The sequence below is a fragment of the Methylobacterium sp. E-045 genome (assembly GCF_022829685.1).
Lineage (GTDB): Bacteria > Pseudomonadota > Alphaproteobacteria > Rhizobiales > Beijerinckiaceae > Methylobacterium.
The window spans coordinates 54180-66970 of sequence record NZ_JAKSYE010000027.1 but is presented as its reverse complement, the minus strand read 5'-3'; the positions used below and the strand labels follow the sequence as shown (position 1 = coordinate 66970).

At 67.6% G+C, this 12791-nt stretch carries 16 protein-coding genes; 7 read left to right on the top strand and 9 right to left on the bottom strand.

All coding sequences use genetic code 11. The features are described 5' to 3' along the window. The first annotated feature begins 116 nt into the window (after positions 1-116). Positions 117-509: a hypothetical protein gene (locus MKK51_RS02665; RefSeq protein ID WP_243974798.1), complete on the top strand. Its 393-nt coding sequence runs from the start codon at positions 117-119 to the stop codon at positions 507-509. A 226-nt stretch (positions 510-735) separates the two neighbouring features. Here MKK51_RS02665 and flaF read toward each other — a convergent pair whose 3' ends face one another. After that, on the bottom strand, positions 736-1095 hold the full coding sequence (flaF, locus tag MKK51_RS02660) for a flagellar biosynthesis regulator FlaF (RefSeq protein WP_243974797.1): 360 nt from the start codon (positions 1093-1095) through the stop codon (positions 736-738). Positions 1096-1399: 304 nt separating this feature from the next. On the opposite strand from flaF, the gene MKK51_RS02655 reads away from it, so the two are divergent. Both MKK51_RS02655 and MKK51_RS02650 read left to right on the top strand, forming a co-directional pair. Beyond that, on the top strand, positions 1400-1654 hold the full coding sequence (locus MKK51_RS02655; protein WP_243974796.1) for a hypothetical protein: 255 nt from the start codon (positions 1400-1402) through the stop codon (positions 1652-1654). 34 nt (positions 1655-1688) lie between these two features. Next, positions 1689-1871 carry a hypothetical protein gene (locus MKK51_RS02650; RefSeq protein ID WP_243974847.1) on the top strand — a complete coding sequence of 61 codons (183 nt, stop codon included), beginning with the start codon at positions 1689-1691 and terminating at the stop codon, positions 1869-1871. 144 nt (positions 1872-2015) lie between these two features. Here the strand turns inward: MKK51_RS02650 and MKK51_RS02645 are convergent, their stop codons facing one another. The 6 genes from MKK51_RS02645 to MKK51_RS02620 all read right to left on the bottom strand — a co-directional run bounded on the left by MKK51_RS02645 (position 2016) and on the right by MKK51_RS02620 (position 5867). After that, entirely contained in the window at positions 2016-2330 is a 315-nt protein-coding gene (locus MKK51_RS02645) for a hypothetical protein (RefSeq protein WP_409565597.1), read from the bottom strand. A gap of 138 nt (positions 2331-2468) precedes the next feature. Beyond that, on the bottom strand, positions 2469-2993 hold the full coding sequence (locus MKK51_RS02640) for a metallophosphoesterase (RefSeq protein ID WP_243974795.1): 525 nt from the start codon (positions 2991-2993) through the stop codon (positions 2469-2471). Between the two features lie 12 nt (positions 2994-3005). Next, positions 3006-4010 carry an energy transducer TonB gene (locus MKK51_RS02635; protein WP_243974793.1) on the bottom strand — a complete coding sequence of 335 codons (1005 nt, stop codon included), beginning with the start codon at positions 4008-4010 and terminating at the stop codon, positions 3006-3008. 5 nt (positions 4011-4015) lie between these two features. Beyond that, positions 4016-4498 (bottom strand): protein TolR, encoded by a 483-nt coding sequence (gene tolR / locus MKK51_RS02630; RefSeq protein WP_243974792.1) that lies wholly within the window; start codon positions 4496-4498, stop codon positions 4016-4018. A 110-nt stretch (positions 4499-4608) separates the two neighbouring features. Further along, complete coding sequence (locus MKK51_RS02625) at positions 4609-5304, bottom strand: MotA/TolQ/ExbB proton channel family protein (RefSeq protein ID WP_243974791.1); 696 nt, start codon at positions 5302-5304, stop codon at positions 4609-4611. A gap of 86 nt (positions 5305-5390) precedes the next feature. Further along, on the bottom strand, positions 5391-5867 hold the full coding sequence (locus MKK51_RS02620; RefSeq protein ID WP_409565596.1) for a Tat pathway signal protein: 477 nt from the start codon (positions 5865-5867) through the stop codon (positions 5391-5393). A 596-nt stretch (positions 5868-6463) separates the two neighbouring features. On the opposite strand from MKK51_RS02620, the gene MKK51_RS02615 reads away from it, so the two are divergent. Both MKK51_RS02615 and MKK51_RS02610 read left to right on the top strand, forming a co-directional pair. After that, positions 6464-6901, top strand: coding sequence for an Hsp20 family protein (locus MKK51_RS02615; RefSeq protein WP_243974789.1), 438 nt, complete (start codon positions 6464-6466; stop codon positions 6899-6901). Between the two features lie 99 nt (positions 6902-7000). After that, on the top strand, positions 7001-7285 hold the full coding sequence (locus MKK51_RS02610) for a DUF1150 family protein (RefSeq protein WP_243974787.1): 285 nt from the start codon (positions 7001-7003) through the stop codon (positions 7283-7285). Between the two features lie 13 nt (positions 7286-7298). On the opposite strand, the gene MKK51_RS02605 is transcribed toward MKK51_RS02610, so the two are convergent. Further along, on the bottom strand, positions 7299-8078 hold the full coding sequence (locus MKK51_RS02605; RefSeq protein WP_243974786.1) for an alpha/beta hydrolase: 780 nt from the start codon (positions 8076-8078) through the stop codon (positions 7299-7301). Positions 8079-8257: 179 nt separating this feature from the next. Here MKK51_RS02605 and MKK51_RS02600 point away from each other — a divergent pair, with 179 nt between their 5' ends. Then, the gene (locus tag MKK51_RS02600) at positions 8258-9484 is read left to right on the top strand and encodes a glycosyltransferase family 4 protein (RefSeq protein WP_243974785.1); all 1227 of its coding nucleotides are present in this window, start codon (positions 8258-8260) and stop codon (positions 9482-9484) included. A gap of 188 nt (positions 9485-9672) precedes the next feature. Then, positions 9673-10194, top strand: coding sequence for a translation initiation factor IF-3 (gene infC, locus MKK51_RS02595; RefSeq protein WP_018042013.1), 522 nt, complete (start codon positions 9673-9675; stop codon positions 10192-10194). A gap of 186 nt (positions 10195-10380) precedes the next feature. Here infC and MKK51_RS02590 read toward each other — a convergent pair whose 3' ends face one another. Then, entirely contained in the window at positions 10381-12714 is a 2334-nt protein-coding gene (locus MKK51_RS02590; RefSeq protein ID WP_243974784.1) for a glycogen debranching N-terminal domain-containing protein, read from the bottom strand. Between the last annotated feature and the right edge of the window lie 77 nt (positions 12715-12791).

Below are 12791 nucleotides of genomic sequence, written 5' to 3'. Positions count from 1 at the left end.
ACGATTCTTTTGTCATCTTCACGGCCAATGGTGGGTAACGGGCGGGTTTTAAGAACTGGTTCACCCTCGTTGTCGTTTTTGGTTTCATGCCACGACCACATTCGAAAGGGCGTGCAATGACGATCCTTAGTATCTCTCCGATGGCGATGCCCCCCGTCGCGCCGGTCGCTCCGGCCGTGGATGCCCCGGCTCCGGTGCGGAAAGTCGGCCCGGCGCCGACGGTCGGCACGCCGCTGGACCCGGCCGTGCGCTTCGATGTCCGGCTGGACGATGCGCCCGTGACCGACGAAAAGGCGACAAGGGACGACGCGGCGGTGCCGACGGCGGACGAGCGCCGCATCACGGTGGATCAGGACACCAAGAGCCTAGTGTATCAGGTGGTGGACCCGAGTTCCGGCGACGTCGTCGTGCAACTGCCCGAGGCCACGATCCTTCGAGCCCGCGCCTATGCGGAGGCGACGGCGATGCGAGCGAAGGAACATCAGCAGCCCGTGGATCGGACCGCCTGACGCGAGCTGCGGCCGGCACCACGGCCGGGAGCGGGTGGAAGAGGAAGGCCGCGGCGCAGGCTACGGCGTTCCCGCCGTTTTCCCGGAGGATACGCGCTGTCCGGGGTTGCGACGGGGAACCCGTCGGCGGTTCGTCGTCGCCCGCAGGCGCCGGCCACGCGGCGGTATCGCGGTGCCGGGATGCGTTTCGATCCGCGCGCCCCTTCGAGAACCGGCCCCTCGCCCGTCAGGTGCGCAGACCCGCGGCGATCTGGTGGTTGATGTTGATGAGGGCCGACAGCTTCTCCGCCTTCGGTTCGATCAACGTGTCGATCATCCGTTTGAAGACGAAGGTCGAGAGTTCGGCGATGCTGGTCTTGACCTCGATCGGCAGCTGGCTCTCGGGTGCCGTCGCGGCACCGGCGATGATCGTCCAGACCTTCTGGTTGAAGTTCAGGGCTTCATTGAGAGCGCTTGACTGATTCTGCCAATCGGCCTGAATCGTTTGGAGCCGTCCTGCCGCCTTGATCAGGACGGCCGCTTCCGCCTCTCGCGGCGTCAATGCGGTCTGCGCGACCCGTGCATAGGCACTGGCTCCGTAGGACATGGCCGATCCTTCCCCCCGAGGCGGCCGAGCTGATTCGGGCCGCTGGAAGCCGACCTTGACGGCGTAAGGTTAAAATCCGGTAGCGGACGGCTTTCGCCCCAATCATGCCGATAAGCTGGCGGAGGACAGGGCGGGAGATGGATGACCTCGCTCGTCCGACGGGATCGACTGATACGATGGCCTGCGCTGCAGCAAAGGAAGAGGTCCCACGGACTTTGCGCAACGCATCGGTCAGGTTTGGCGGCTATGCTGGGCCGGGGCCTGGGCAGAGCCGCGCGGCGGGTGGGCATGACTCTTCACTGATATGATGAACTTCCTGCTCGGTACGCTCGCCGGAGGGCTCATCGCCGGTGTGGTCACCATCGTCGCCGTCCGCCAGCCCGAGGTCCAGGCCAGGCTCGGCCTTCATCCCGTCTCGTCGGCTCTGCTGCTCCCGGCGGCTCCGCCGCGCATCGAGCCGCCCTGCAGTCTCGTTCCCGCCCGACCTGAGGGCGACCAGACCGTCGGCCACCCGGACATGTTGTTTTCCAAGCGCCGATTCTGGTTCGTGGCCCCTTAAGTAGGGCGCCGATCAGAGGCTGCTGAGCAAGAACATGACCATCGTCGTCGCCACGGTGGTCGAGAGGAACCCGCACAGAGCCGCCGCGAAAGATGGACCGGTGGCCGTCGCGTGCGCGGCGTGGGACGAAAGCAGGGTGAGATCGCTGTGCTGGGCGGACGCGTTCATGACGGAAGTCTCCCGACGGACAAGCTTTCCGTCGTTCGTGAAGATGTGACGTGGGAATGATGGTGCGGCTGTGCGTCGCCGCACCCGACCGGCGCATGCAGAGGAAATCCGCGACAAAGCGAATGCTTCTTCTCGTTTCAGTATCTCAGTCAAAGGCGATCTGAGCGAAGTATCCGCGTTCAGATCAGGCAGCTCAGTCGCAGCGATTCACCGATTTCGCAGCCCGCAGGGCTCGCGTCTCGCTGCGAAGATCGATGGCGACGATTTCCGCGCCGCAATCTTCGAACGCTTCCTTAGCGTCTTCGTAACGATCGCCGACTTCATCGAGGGTGTCGCAGACCCGGTCGCGATTGCCGAGCCTTGCTTCCTCTCGGGCCTGGTAGCGAAGGGCCGCGGCCTCCTGGATCTTGCGTTCACCCTTGAGGCAGGAGGGAGCCGCGAGGGTCGGGGCGATCATGCACAGCACGAAGCCGAAAGCGGCGATGGGCGTTGCAGGAGCGAAGCGCATGGGCGGATCCGATTGTGCGTCTCGTTGAAAGAGGGCTGTCCGTCACTCGACATCGTCACCTTGGACCGGTCTATGCCGGATCAAGGTCAGTGCCAATAAACGGTCGTCATCGTCGGGTCTGCGGTTGAAACGGCGAACTCACGGCGAAGGTTCCGCAGGTTTCTTGCGCCTGCGAGAGGCCAGGATCTGGTCGAGGCGCACCGGGGCACAGGCATGGACGTCGACCCCGACATCGTATTGCCGCGGGGCCGGCGCGAGCCTGCCGTGGGAATGGCCGTGGAGATTGAGGGCGCCGCGCCCGATGCCGTTCCAGGTCCGGAACGCGTAATGGCAGAGGACGAGCCGGCGTCCGTCCACGTCGATCTCGGCATAGTGGTTCACCGAGGCCCAGTCCCGCAGGGCGAGGGTGCCGGGACCGTCATTGTTGCCGACGATCAGGTGCTTCACGCCGTTGAGGGCACCGACGATCCCGGCGATGCGTGCGTCGGAGGGGCCGAGGGCGACGTCGCCGAGATGCCAGACGGTGTCGTCGGGCGCGACCCTCTCGTTCCAGTTGGCGATGAGGCCGGCATCGTGGGCCGCGAGGTCCGGATAGGGACGCCGGTCGATGTTCAGCGCACGCCGGTCGCCGAAATGCGTATCGCTGGTGAACCAGACCGCCACGACCCGGCCGACTCAGCCGCCCGGCCGGAAGCGCATGGGAACCGTAACGGCGAGGCTGCTCACGGAGACGCCGGGAGGAGCCGCCGGCAGCGAACCGCGCACGGCGGCCAGCGCCGCACCGTCGATGACGCTGATGCCGCTGCTGCTGGCGAGCCCGGCGCTGAGCACCTGACCCGAGCGCGAGACGGTGAAGCGCACCACGGCGGTGCCGCCCGCCGTCCCCGCCGCCGCGTTGCGGTTCATGCGGCCGTTGATGGCCGAGGCCAGGGCTCCCTGCCATTGGCGCAGAGCGCTCGGGTCATTGCCGGCGGCGGACGAGCCGGTGCTGGCCTGCCTCGCGGAGGAGGCCGAACTGGCGGGCCCGCCCTCCTGAGCGGCGCGTCGGCTGGTCTCGCGCGCGGCCCTGAGCTTGGCTTCCTTGGCCGCCTTCAGCTTCGCCTCGCGAATGGCCTCGCGCTTGGCCTCCAGTTCCTCCTGGCGCTTCGCCTCGATCCTCGGATCGGGCTTCGGCTTCGGTTTGACGATCTCGACGGGCTTAGGCGGCTTCACCGGCTCGGGCGGCTTGGCCACGACCGGCGGCGGCGGAACCAAGGGCTCGGCCACCTCGGCGGTGGAGGTGACCACCTGCTCCTCCGGCGGCACCTCCGTGACCGTGTCGGGGGTGACCACCGGCTGGGTCTCGTCGGGGGGGATCTCAGTTGTCTCGGGCGGCGTCACCGCCACCATCTCCGGAGGCTGCACCTCTTCCACCACGTCCGGCGTCTCGACGGGGGCCTCTTCCGCCGGTGGAGGCACCGCCTCCGTCATGGCGGGAGCCGACGGGGCCTCGGCCTCCGTCGATTGCGGCGCCAGATCGATGGTGATCGTGTTCTCGCCGGGGGGCGCCTTGGGCGCCTGGCCGAACAGCATCATGCCCGCCAGCACCGTCAGGTGCAGGACGAAGGCCACAAGGAAGGCAGCAGCGAGGCCCGTGGGACCTTGCCGGCCGGGTTCACGTGTCGAAACGAGGGCACTCATCGAGTCTACCGCGGTGCTCCGCTCGCCGCGGGGGGCGCCGAAGGCGCTCCGCCCGGGGATTGCGCGATCAGGGACACCTTGGTGAAGCCGGCCTGGCCGACGAGGCCCATCACTTCCATGATCTTGCCGTAGGGCACGTCCTTGTCGCCGCGCACCAGCATGACCTGGGTCGGGTCTTCCGCCGCCAGCGCCTTCAGGCGCGGCATGATCGTCTCCGCCGTGAGTTCGTCCTTGGCCAGGAACGGCTTGCCTTCCTTGTCGATGGAGATTTCCAGGGGTTTCTTCGCCTGGGCGACCTTGGCGGCCGTGGTCTTGGGCAGTTGCACCGGCACGCCCGTCGTCATCAGCGGCGCCGCGACCATGAAGATGATCAGCAGCACCAGCATCACGTCCACCATCGGCGTGACGTTGATCTCGGACATCGGCGCGGAATCGAGGTCATCGTCGTCGTCGCCGCCGCCGCTGGCGCGGACCGAACCCATACCCATCGTTCGCCCTCCGGGGCATCGGCGGCCGGCTCGATGGCCCGCCGCATGTCGTCATCGGGCCGCCGCATCCGCGCCGGCCATGGAATCTTCAGAGCGTCGAGAGAGCCGCGCTACTCGGCGGCGGCGGCGTGCGGTACGCTCTTGCGGTCCCGCGCGAGGCGGTTGCCGAGGGTGCCGATGCTGGCCACGAAGGCGGATTGCACCCGGCCGAGATCGTTGGTCAGCTTGTTGTAGGCCATCACCGCCGGGATCGCGACGATGAGGCCGATGGCCGTGGCGAAGAGGGCCTCGGCGATGCCGGGGGCCACCACGGCGAGCGAGGTGTCCTGGCTCTGGGCGATGGACGAGAACGAGTTCATGATGCCCCAGACCGTGCCGAAGAGGCCGATGAAGGGGGCGGTGGAACCGGAGGTCGCCAGGAGGGGCAGGCCGCTCTGAAGACGCTTGACCCGCAGGGTGAGGGCGGCGCGCATGGCGCGTTCGATGCGGTCCCGGCGCTCCGCGCGGGTCTCGGTGGCATCCTGGTCGCGCCAGGCTTCGAGACCGGCCTGAACGATGCCCGCATCGATCCCCGAGCCCGTGGCTTCGAGGGACCCGCCCGAGCGGACCAGCGTATCGAAGGCCTTGGCCTGACGCTTGGCGGCGGCGAAGCGGACGAGTTTCTCGAACACCACCGTCCAACAGGCGATCGAGGCGACCACCAGCAGGATCATCACGCTTTTGACGATCGGGTCAGCCTGGAGAAACAGGCCGATGAAGGAAAAGTCGTGGGCTGCGGCAGCGGCCGGCGCGGAAGTCGGATCCATGGCGGGCTCCTCGGGGTTCGTTGGGTGGCGATCGCCGAGGGGCGACCGGATCGGCGTTCGGACGGGACGTCGGCCCGCCCGTCGGGTCAGCGCGTGAAGCTCGCGCTCGTCTTGCTCTCGGTCTCGATCCGGTCGAGGCAGCTCTCACGGCTGGCCTCGCCGCCTTCGCAGGCGAGAACGTCGTTGAGGAGGACCCGGCCGATCTTCGGGCAGGCGAGCGCCGGGAAGTCGAACAGCCGTACCATGGTCTTGCGGTCCTGGACGGGGCCGAGTTCGACGGCGAGGCGCTTCTGCGCGACGCCTTCCGTATCGAAGGCGAACAGGTCGAGCTTCAGGGATTTCAGGGCGGTGCCGCGGCTGTTGTCCACGAGGAGATAGGTACGGCAGGCCTCGCCCGCCGGCTCGAGACGATTGAGTTCGAGCTTCAGGACGGGAGCCTTCGCATCCTGGGCGGGGGCGGAGACGGTCCATCCCACCGTGAGGGCGGCGGCCATCAGCGCGGCGCCGACGGCCCGGACGGGAGAAAGAGATGGGAAATCGATCACGCGGTGCGCCTCTTTCATAACGGTCCGGTTCTCCTCGGTTGCGGCAGTCCCTGGTCACCTGCGTCGAAACGCCATGGCAAACGGGAATCGCCGAGACCCCCGGCGGGGCTCGTCTTCGGCGGTTCCTCGGGCATTGAGCGCGACGCTCGCGTTCCGGTGTCGCTCCAGCCTGACCCGTGGCGCCCGGCTTGCGCACCGCCGCATCGTTCGACGTGGCGCGGAGTATCCGAATTGATCCTGCAAGATCAAGCTTTGTGCTGAAAATCAGAGCAGTTCCAAACTGTTACTGCGACGCTCGACTTGCACGCCTTCGATTTCCGAAAACTCCCGAAAAACTTGCCGGATCATCCTGCATCTCCCTCCGGTACGGGATCGTCTCCCTGCCCGATGCGAACGCGTTCGAGGAGGCATCCGCCGTTGCAGGCCTCCGGACAGGGGGAAGGACCGGCGGTGAGTGGGACCCTTGGAGCCGAACCCTTGATGCCGCTTTTCCACATCTCCATATCGCGGTGACCGGCAGGCGACCGCCGGGAGGAGTGCTGCGGCAGGCGGGCTCCGACAGATCGAAGTGCCTTATTCTATCGACCCCTGGGCTTCGCGAAGGACAAGATCACGTGACGACACGGCCTTCTCCGTTCGGACATCCGTTTCTTCTCGGCTTTGACGAGATCGAGCAGGCCCTCGACCGGGTGTCGAAGGCGGCCAACGACGGGTACCCGCCCTACAACATCGAGCGCGTGCAGCGCTCCGACGACGAGCCCGAGCGGCTGCGGATCACCCTCGCGGTGGCCGGCTTCACGCGGGATCAGCTCGACGTGATGCTGGAAGAGAACCAACTCGTGGTGCGGGGCCGCCAGGTCGACGACAAGGCGCGCCAGTTCCTGCATCGCGGCATCGCCGCCCGCCAGTTCCAGCGCGCCTTCCTGCTCGCGGACGGCATGGAGGTGATGGGAGCGGACCTCTCGAACGGGCTTCTCTCCATCGACCTGACCCGGCCCGAGCCGGAACGCATCGTCCGCAAGATCGCCATCGGCTCCCGCGACGACATCTGAACGCATCCGATCCCGTCATCCGGAAGCGTGCCGCCGGTGGCGCCGTCCCGGACCCAAGCTCTGCCTCGAACAAGCTCTGCCTCGAAAGGAGGGCCTACCATGACCGATTTCAACGCAAACCCGATCACCCCGGCCGATCTCGATCCCGCCGAGTTCAACGCCGCCGACCTCGCGGCTCTCGGCGAGGGCCATATCGCCTATGTCCGGCCGATCCGCTCCGACGAGGTGAAGCGTCTGTTTCCGCAGGCTCCGGACCTGACCCCCGGCATGGACCTGTTCGCGCTGCTCTCGGCGAGCGGCAGCCCGATCCTGCTGGCCGATTCCCGCGACGTGATCGTCGCCAATGCCATGGCGAACGATCTGCACGCCGTCAGTCTTCATTGAGGCGCCGGTCGGCTCAGGCGATGTCCGCCACCGCCGCCAGCAGCCGCGCCAGATCCTGCGGACGTGACAGGCGGTGGTCGCCATCGGCGATGAGGGTGAGGACGGTGCCGGGAGGCGGCAGCCGTTCCACCGTCGCGAGGGCATGGGTGTAGGGCACGTCGGGATCCCGCATCCCCTGCAGGATATGCACCGGACAGCCCGGATCGATCGGGCCACCGAGGAGGAGGTGCCGGCGCCCGTCCTCGATCAACGCCATGGTGGTGGGGACCGGGTCCGGTCCGTACTCCGTGGGCCGCATCCACACCCCGTCCCGCTCCATCGTCGCGCGGATCTCCGGCGGGAAACGCTCCCACATCAGGCTCTCGGTGAAATCGAGGGCGGGGGCGATCAGCACCATGCCGGCGAGGGGGGTATCGCCCCGGAGCGCCCGTGCGCGTGCCGCGAGGCAGGCGATCCAGCCTCCCATCGACGAACCGACCAGGATGGCGCTCCCGGTCACCGTGGCGTCGAGGACCGCCATGGCGTCGTCGAGCCAGGTCGAGATCGTCGATCCGGCGAACTCTCCCTCCGATTCGCCGTGCCCGGTATAGTCGAACCGGACGAGGGCGCGGCCATGGTCCCGCGCGAAGGCGTCGAGAACCATGGCCTTGGTGGCGCCCATATCGGAGCGGAAGCCCCCGAGCCAGACCAGGGCGGGCCCGTCTCCCGCGCGGGTGCGCACAGCGATGCGGCGTGCGGCGTCTCCCTCGCCGACGGTGATGAACGTCGGGGCCTGGCTGAGCGCTGAGTCCATGCGAAGTCCTTTTAATCCGGTAAAACCGACATCTGACCGTGCTGCAGTCGCATTTCGTTTACCGAGCCGTAAAGCGTGCCCCCGATGCTGGCGACCATGATCGAGACACCAGACGAGTCCCGTCGCCCCCTCAAAGGCTACCTTTCATCGAACCGGCCGTCGCCGAAAGGCCGGGCTCGATGAGCGGCGACGAGCGATTCGGCGCTGGCTTCCCCAGCGAGGCGCAACCGCTGGCGGGCGCCACGGTCCTGCAGATCATCCCCGCCCTCGATGCGGGCGGGGCGGAGCGCACCACGGTGGATGTGGCCGCAGCCCTCGCCTCCGTTGGCGCGCGGGCACTCGTGGCGACGGAAGGCGGGCGCCTCGTCGGCGAGATGCAGGCCAAGGGCGGAACCTGGCTTCCGTTCCCGGCGGCCTCCAAGAATCCCCTCGCCATGGCGCTGAATGTGGGACGCCTCTCCGGCCTGTGCCGGCGCGAGGGGGTCCAGATCATCCACGCCCGCTCGCGAGCCCCCGCCTGGGTGGCCCTGGGCGCCGCCCGGCGGCTGAAGATCCCCTATGTGACCACCTATCACGGCAGCTATTCCGGTCGGACCGGGGTGAAGGTGCTCTACAATTCGGTGATGGCGCGCGGCGACGTGGTCATCGCCAATTCCCACTACACCGCCGACCTCATCCGGATGCTCCATCCCGATCAGGCCGGCGACCGTGTCCGGGTCGTCCATCGCGGCACCGACCTCGCCCAGTTCTCGCCCGGCGCCGTGGCGCCGGCACGGGTCGAGGCCCTGCGCCGGTCCTGGGACGTGGCGCCGCACCAGCGCGTCGTCCTGCTCGCGGCCCGGCTCACCGCCTGGAAGGGACAGCGCGTGCTGATCGAGGCGGCGTCGGTCCTGCGTGACCGCGGCGTCACCGATGTCGTCTTCGTCCTGGCCGGAGACCCGCAGGGCCGCTCCGCCTATGAGCGGGAGCTCGACGCGCTGATCGAGGCCCGCGGGCTCCGCGGCGTCGTCCTGAGGGTCGGCCATTGCACCGACATGCCGGCCGCCTTCCGGGCGGCCTCGGTGGTCGCGGTCCCCTCCGTCGAACCCGAGGCGTTCGGGCGTTCGGCTGTGGAAGCCCAGGCCCTCGGGACCCCGGTCGTGGTCTCGGACCTCGGCGCGGTGCCGGAGACGGTGCTCGCCCCGCCTGAAGTGCCGGCGGCCCAGCGCACCGGCTGGCGGGTGCCGCCCGGCGACGCGCCGGCCCTGGCCGAGGCCCTGCTCGAGGCCCTTACTCTCGGAGCCAGTGCGCGGGACGCCATGACCCGCAGGGGACGCGCCCATGTGGAGGCGCATTTCTCCCTCGACGGCATGGTGGGCGCCACCCTCGCCGTCTATGCCGAGCTCCTCGCCCGGCACACGCGCTGAGATGGTATGAGCCGGTTCGTGAACCAAACCCGTTCCTGCCTGTTGACACGGGACGCAGTTCGGACATGGTGTCCGCAACCGGATTGCCGGAGCGATTGGTGGCAGGTCTAGCCCTCCGGGCGATGTCCGCAGGCTGCCGTTTCGTCGTTCACTAGGAGATTGAAGCCATTCGTAGACCAATGAGAGCCATGCCGGCCCCGCAGAAGGACGGGCCGCGCGCCAATCGGGACATCCGTGGCGTCCGCGAAGTGCAGCTCATCGATGATACCGGGCAGAACCGCGGTGTCGTCGCCTTCTTCGACGCGCTCGCCCTCGCCGAAGAGGCGGGCCTCGATCTCGTGGAGATCGCGCCGAACTCCGTCCCTCCCGTCTGTAAGCTTCTCGATTACGGCCGCTTCCGCTTCAACGAGCAGAAGAAGCAGAACGAGGCGCGCAAGAAGCAGAAGACGGTCGAGGTCAAGGAGATCAAGCTCCGCCCCGGTATCGACAAGCACGACTACGATACCAAGATGAAGGCCGTCATCCGGTTCTTCGAAGAGGGTGACAAGGTGAAGGTCACCCTGCGCTTCCGCGGCCGCGAGATGGCGCACCAGGATATCGGCCTGCGCCTGCTCGAGCGGGTGAAGAACGAGACCCAGGAAATCGCCAAGGTGGAGAGCGAGCCGATGCTCGAAGGCCGCCAGATGATCATGATCCTGGCGCCGCGCTGAGGCACTCGTCGTCCCGTCACGGGACACGGACGATCAAAGAGCCGCTTCCACGGGGAGGCGGCTTTTTTTGTCGGCTTACGGCCTGTCTCGGATATCGCGTGGCCGGATATCGCGTGGTTCGGGGCAGTTTCATGCCTGCCGCCGTGGGGAGGGGGCAGCGTGTGCGCCGCCCCCCAGTCCCGAGGTCTATTTCACCACGGATACCTGTGCGTCGCCCACCCGCCTCAGCACGTTCACCGTGACGTCGCTGCCGTAGCGCTGCACCCGCAGGTCGACCCGCGACTCGCCGAGCTTCAGGTTGAAGATCGAGACGCCTTCGAGGAAGTCCGGAAGGGTCGGGTTGCGCAGGCGGATGCGGTTGCGGTCGTGCTGGAGCTCGATGCCGATACAGGCCGAGAGGAAGGCGAACGGGGCCGCCGCCGCCCAGGCCTGGGGCGAGCAGGCCACCGGATAGGAGACCGGCCCGCGCTGGTTGCGGCGCATGAAGCCGCAGAACAGCTCCGGCAGGCGCTTCTGGTCCTGGTAGAGGGCCGTGTCGAACATGCCCTGGAAGATGCGCGAGGCTTCCGGCTTCAGGTCGTAGCGCGCGAGGCCCATGGCGACCAAGGCGTTGTCGTGCGGCCAGATCGAGCCGTTATGGTACGACATCGGGTTGTAGCGCGCCTCGCCACGCGCGATCGTGCGCACGCCCCAGCCGTTGAACCCGTCCTTGGACAGCAGGTTGGCGGCGACGCTGGCCGCGCGCTCCGGCAGGGCGATGCCGGTGAAGAGGGCATGGCCGGCATTGGACGAGCGCACGGCGCATTGCTTCTTCGCCCCGTCGAGGGCCAGCGCGTAGGTGCCGATTGCCTCGCACCAGAACGCCTTGTCGAAGTTTTCGCGAAGGGCGAGCGCTTCCTCGCCGAGGCGGGCGGCGAGGTCGCCGTGGCCGAGCAGGGTGGCGAGCTTGGCCATGCCGTTCTTGGCGGCATAGACGTAGCCCTGGACTTCGCACAGGGCGATCGGCCCCTTGGCGAGCTGTCCATCGGTATGGAAGATCGAATCGTGGCTGTCCTTCCAGCCCTGGTTCTCCAGGCCCTTGTCGGTGTCGCGGGCATATTCGACGAAGCCGTCGCCGTCCCGGTCGCCGTACTCGTTCATCCATGCAAGGGCGAGTTCGAGGGCCGGCCAGATGCGCTTGATCGTCTCGATGTCGCCGGTGACGGCGTAATACTCGTAGGCCAGCATGACGAAGAGCGGCGTGCCGTCGATCGTTCCGTAATAGTGGCGGAACGGCACTTCGCCGAGCATCGCCATCTCGCCGCGCCGGGTCTCGTGCAGAACCTTGCCGGGCTGGGCGTCGGCGGCGGGGTCCACCGCCTTGGCCTGAGTCGAGGCGAGGTAACGCAGGACGCCCTTGGCGAAGTTGGGGTCGATCCACAGCGCCATCATCGCGGTGATGATGCCGTCGCGGCCGAACACGGTGGAGTACCAGGGGATTCCGGCGAAGGGATAGATCCCCTCGGGCGTGCGGCTCGCCAGCATGTAGAGGTCGGCGGTGGCGCGGCAGGCCGCTTCGTTGAACTGGTCGTTCGACGAGATGATCGTGGTGATGCCGGCGGTGAGCTGGCGCAGGTCCCGGCGCGCGTCGCGATAGGCGCGGGCGAAGATCACGCCCTCGCCGAGGCCCTTGGGATGGCGTGCGCCGGCGCCGCTTCCCGCCGCCTGCGACAGGCCGGCGGCGGCGTCCTCGCCGACCTTCTCGGCGGCGGGGGCGCTGGTGAAGGCGCGATGCGATTCGCAGACGACCCGGATGAACAGCGACGTCCGGCCGCCCGGCGGCAGCGAGACTTCGAATTCGGCGCGGCCCGGCTCGATATGGTGCGGCTTCGGACCAAAATGCAGGCTCGTGGTGCGCACCACCTCGTCGAGGCCGACATAGCGGAACTGGACCTCCGATTCGCTCGCCACCTGCACGCTGCGCTTGCCGCGGACCGGCCGGTCCATGCCGCGCACCTCGAACAGGTCGCGGTAATCCGCGTCGAAGGTCACGCCGATCTTGAGCTTCCAGTGGCGCGAATCGTAGTTGCGCAGGCCGATCCGGTCGTAGCAGGCGCCCTTGAACAAGAACTTGGTGCGCTCGATGGCGATCAGCTCGCGCGGGATCGTGGTCTCGTCATGGGCATCGATGCGGATATCCGGCGTCGTCATGTCGACGCTCAGCGCGCCGTTGTCGTCCTGCATCACCGAGGAGAGCAGCAGGGGGCGCTGGTCCTCGATGGTGAAGCCGAGGCGCGAGAGGTAGCGCGTATCCTGGAAATACAGGCCTTCCGGACCGGGGAGCACGCCGATATCGCCGTAGCTGTCGAGGACGGCAAAGGCCTCCCCGTATTTCAGGGAGCGTAACGGGCGCTCCACCAGGGAGGTCTGCGCCTCGATATGATATTGCGGCAGCACCGCGTCGGCATCCTGGAAGCCTTGTCCCAGGCCATTCGCGCTGGAACCGTCCTGTGTCGTCGCCGTGGAAGTGTTCGCCGCCATGCCTGAACGTCTCCGGGAAGTGGGCTGCCGGACCTGCAGCATCGGGGCGAAGCCATATCCGGCCTGATGCCGCAGAT

Bases quoted from the DNA above. Each gene is read 5' to 3' on its own strand.
- MKK51_RS02635 (WP_243974793.1), bottom strand. From the start codon at position 4,010: ATGAGTGCCCTCGTTTCGACACGTGAACCCGGCCGGCAAGGTCCCACG.
- MKK51_RS02610 (WP_243974787.1), top strand. From the start codon at position 7,001: ATGACCGATTTCAACGCAAACCCGATCACCCCGGCCGATCTCGATCCC.
- MKK51_RS02605 (WP_243974786.1), bottom strand. From the start codon at position 8,078: ATGGACTCAGCGCTCAGCCAGGCCCCGACGTTCATCACCGTCGGCGAG.
- tolR (WP_243974792.1), bottom strand. From the start codon at position 4,498: ATGGGTATGGGTTCGGTCCGCGCCAGCGGCGGCGGCGACGACGACGAT.
- MKK51_RS02650 (WP_243974847.1), top strand. From the start codon at position 1,689: ATGACCATCGTCGTCGCCACGGTGGTCGAGAGGAACCCGCACAGAGCC.
- MKK51_RS02590 (WP_243974784.1), bottom strand. From the start codon at position 12,714: ATGGCGGCGAACACTTCCACGGCGACGACACAGGACGGTTCCAGCGCG.
- flaF (WP_243974797.1), bottom strand. From the start codon at position 1,095: ATGTCCTACGGAGCCAGTGCCTATGCACGGGTCGCGCAGACCGCATTG.
- MKK51_RS02620 (WP_409565596.1), bottom strand. From the start codon at position 5,867: ATGAAAGAGGCGCACCGCGTGATCGATTTCCCATCTCTTTCTCCCGTC.
- MKK51_RS02625 (WP_243974791.1), bottom strand. From the start codon at position 5,304: ATGGATCCGACTTCCGCGCCGGCCGCTGCCGCAGCCCACGACTTTTCC.
- MKK51_RS02655 (WP_243974796.1), top strand. From the start codon at position 1,400: ATGATGAACTTCCTGCTCGGTACGCTCGCCGGAGGGCTCATCGCCGGT.
- infC (WP_018042013.1), top strand. From the start codon at position 9,673: ATGCCGGCCCCGCAGAAGGACGGGCCGCGCGCCAATCGGGACATCCGT.
- MKK51_RS02665 (WP_243974798.1), top strand. From the start codon at position 117: ATGACGATCCTTAGTATCTCTCCGATGGCGATGCCCCCCGTCGCGCCG.
- MKK51_RS02645 (WP_409565597.1), bottom strand. From the start codon at position 2,330: ATGCGCTTCGCTCCTGCAACGCCCATCGCCGCTTTCGGCTTCGTGCTG.
- MKK51_RS02600 (WP_243974785.1), top strand. From the start codon at position 8,258: ATGAGCGGCGACGAGCGATTCGGCGCTGGCTTCCCCAGCGAGGCGCAA.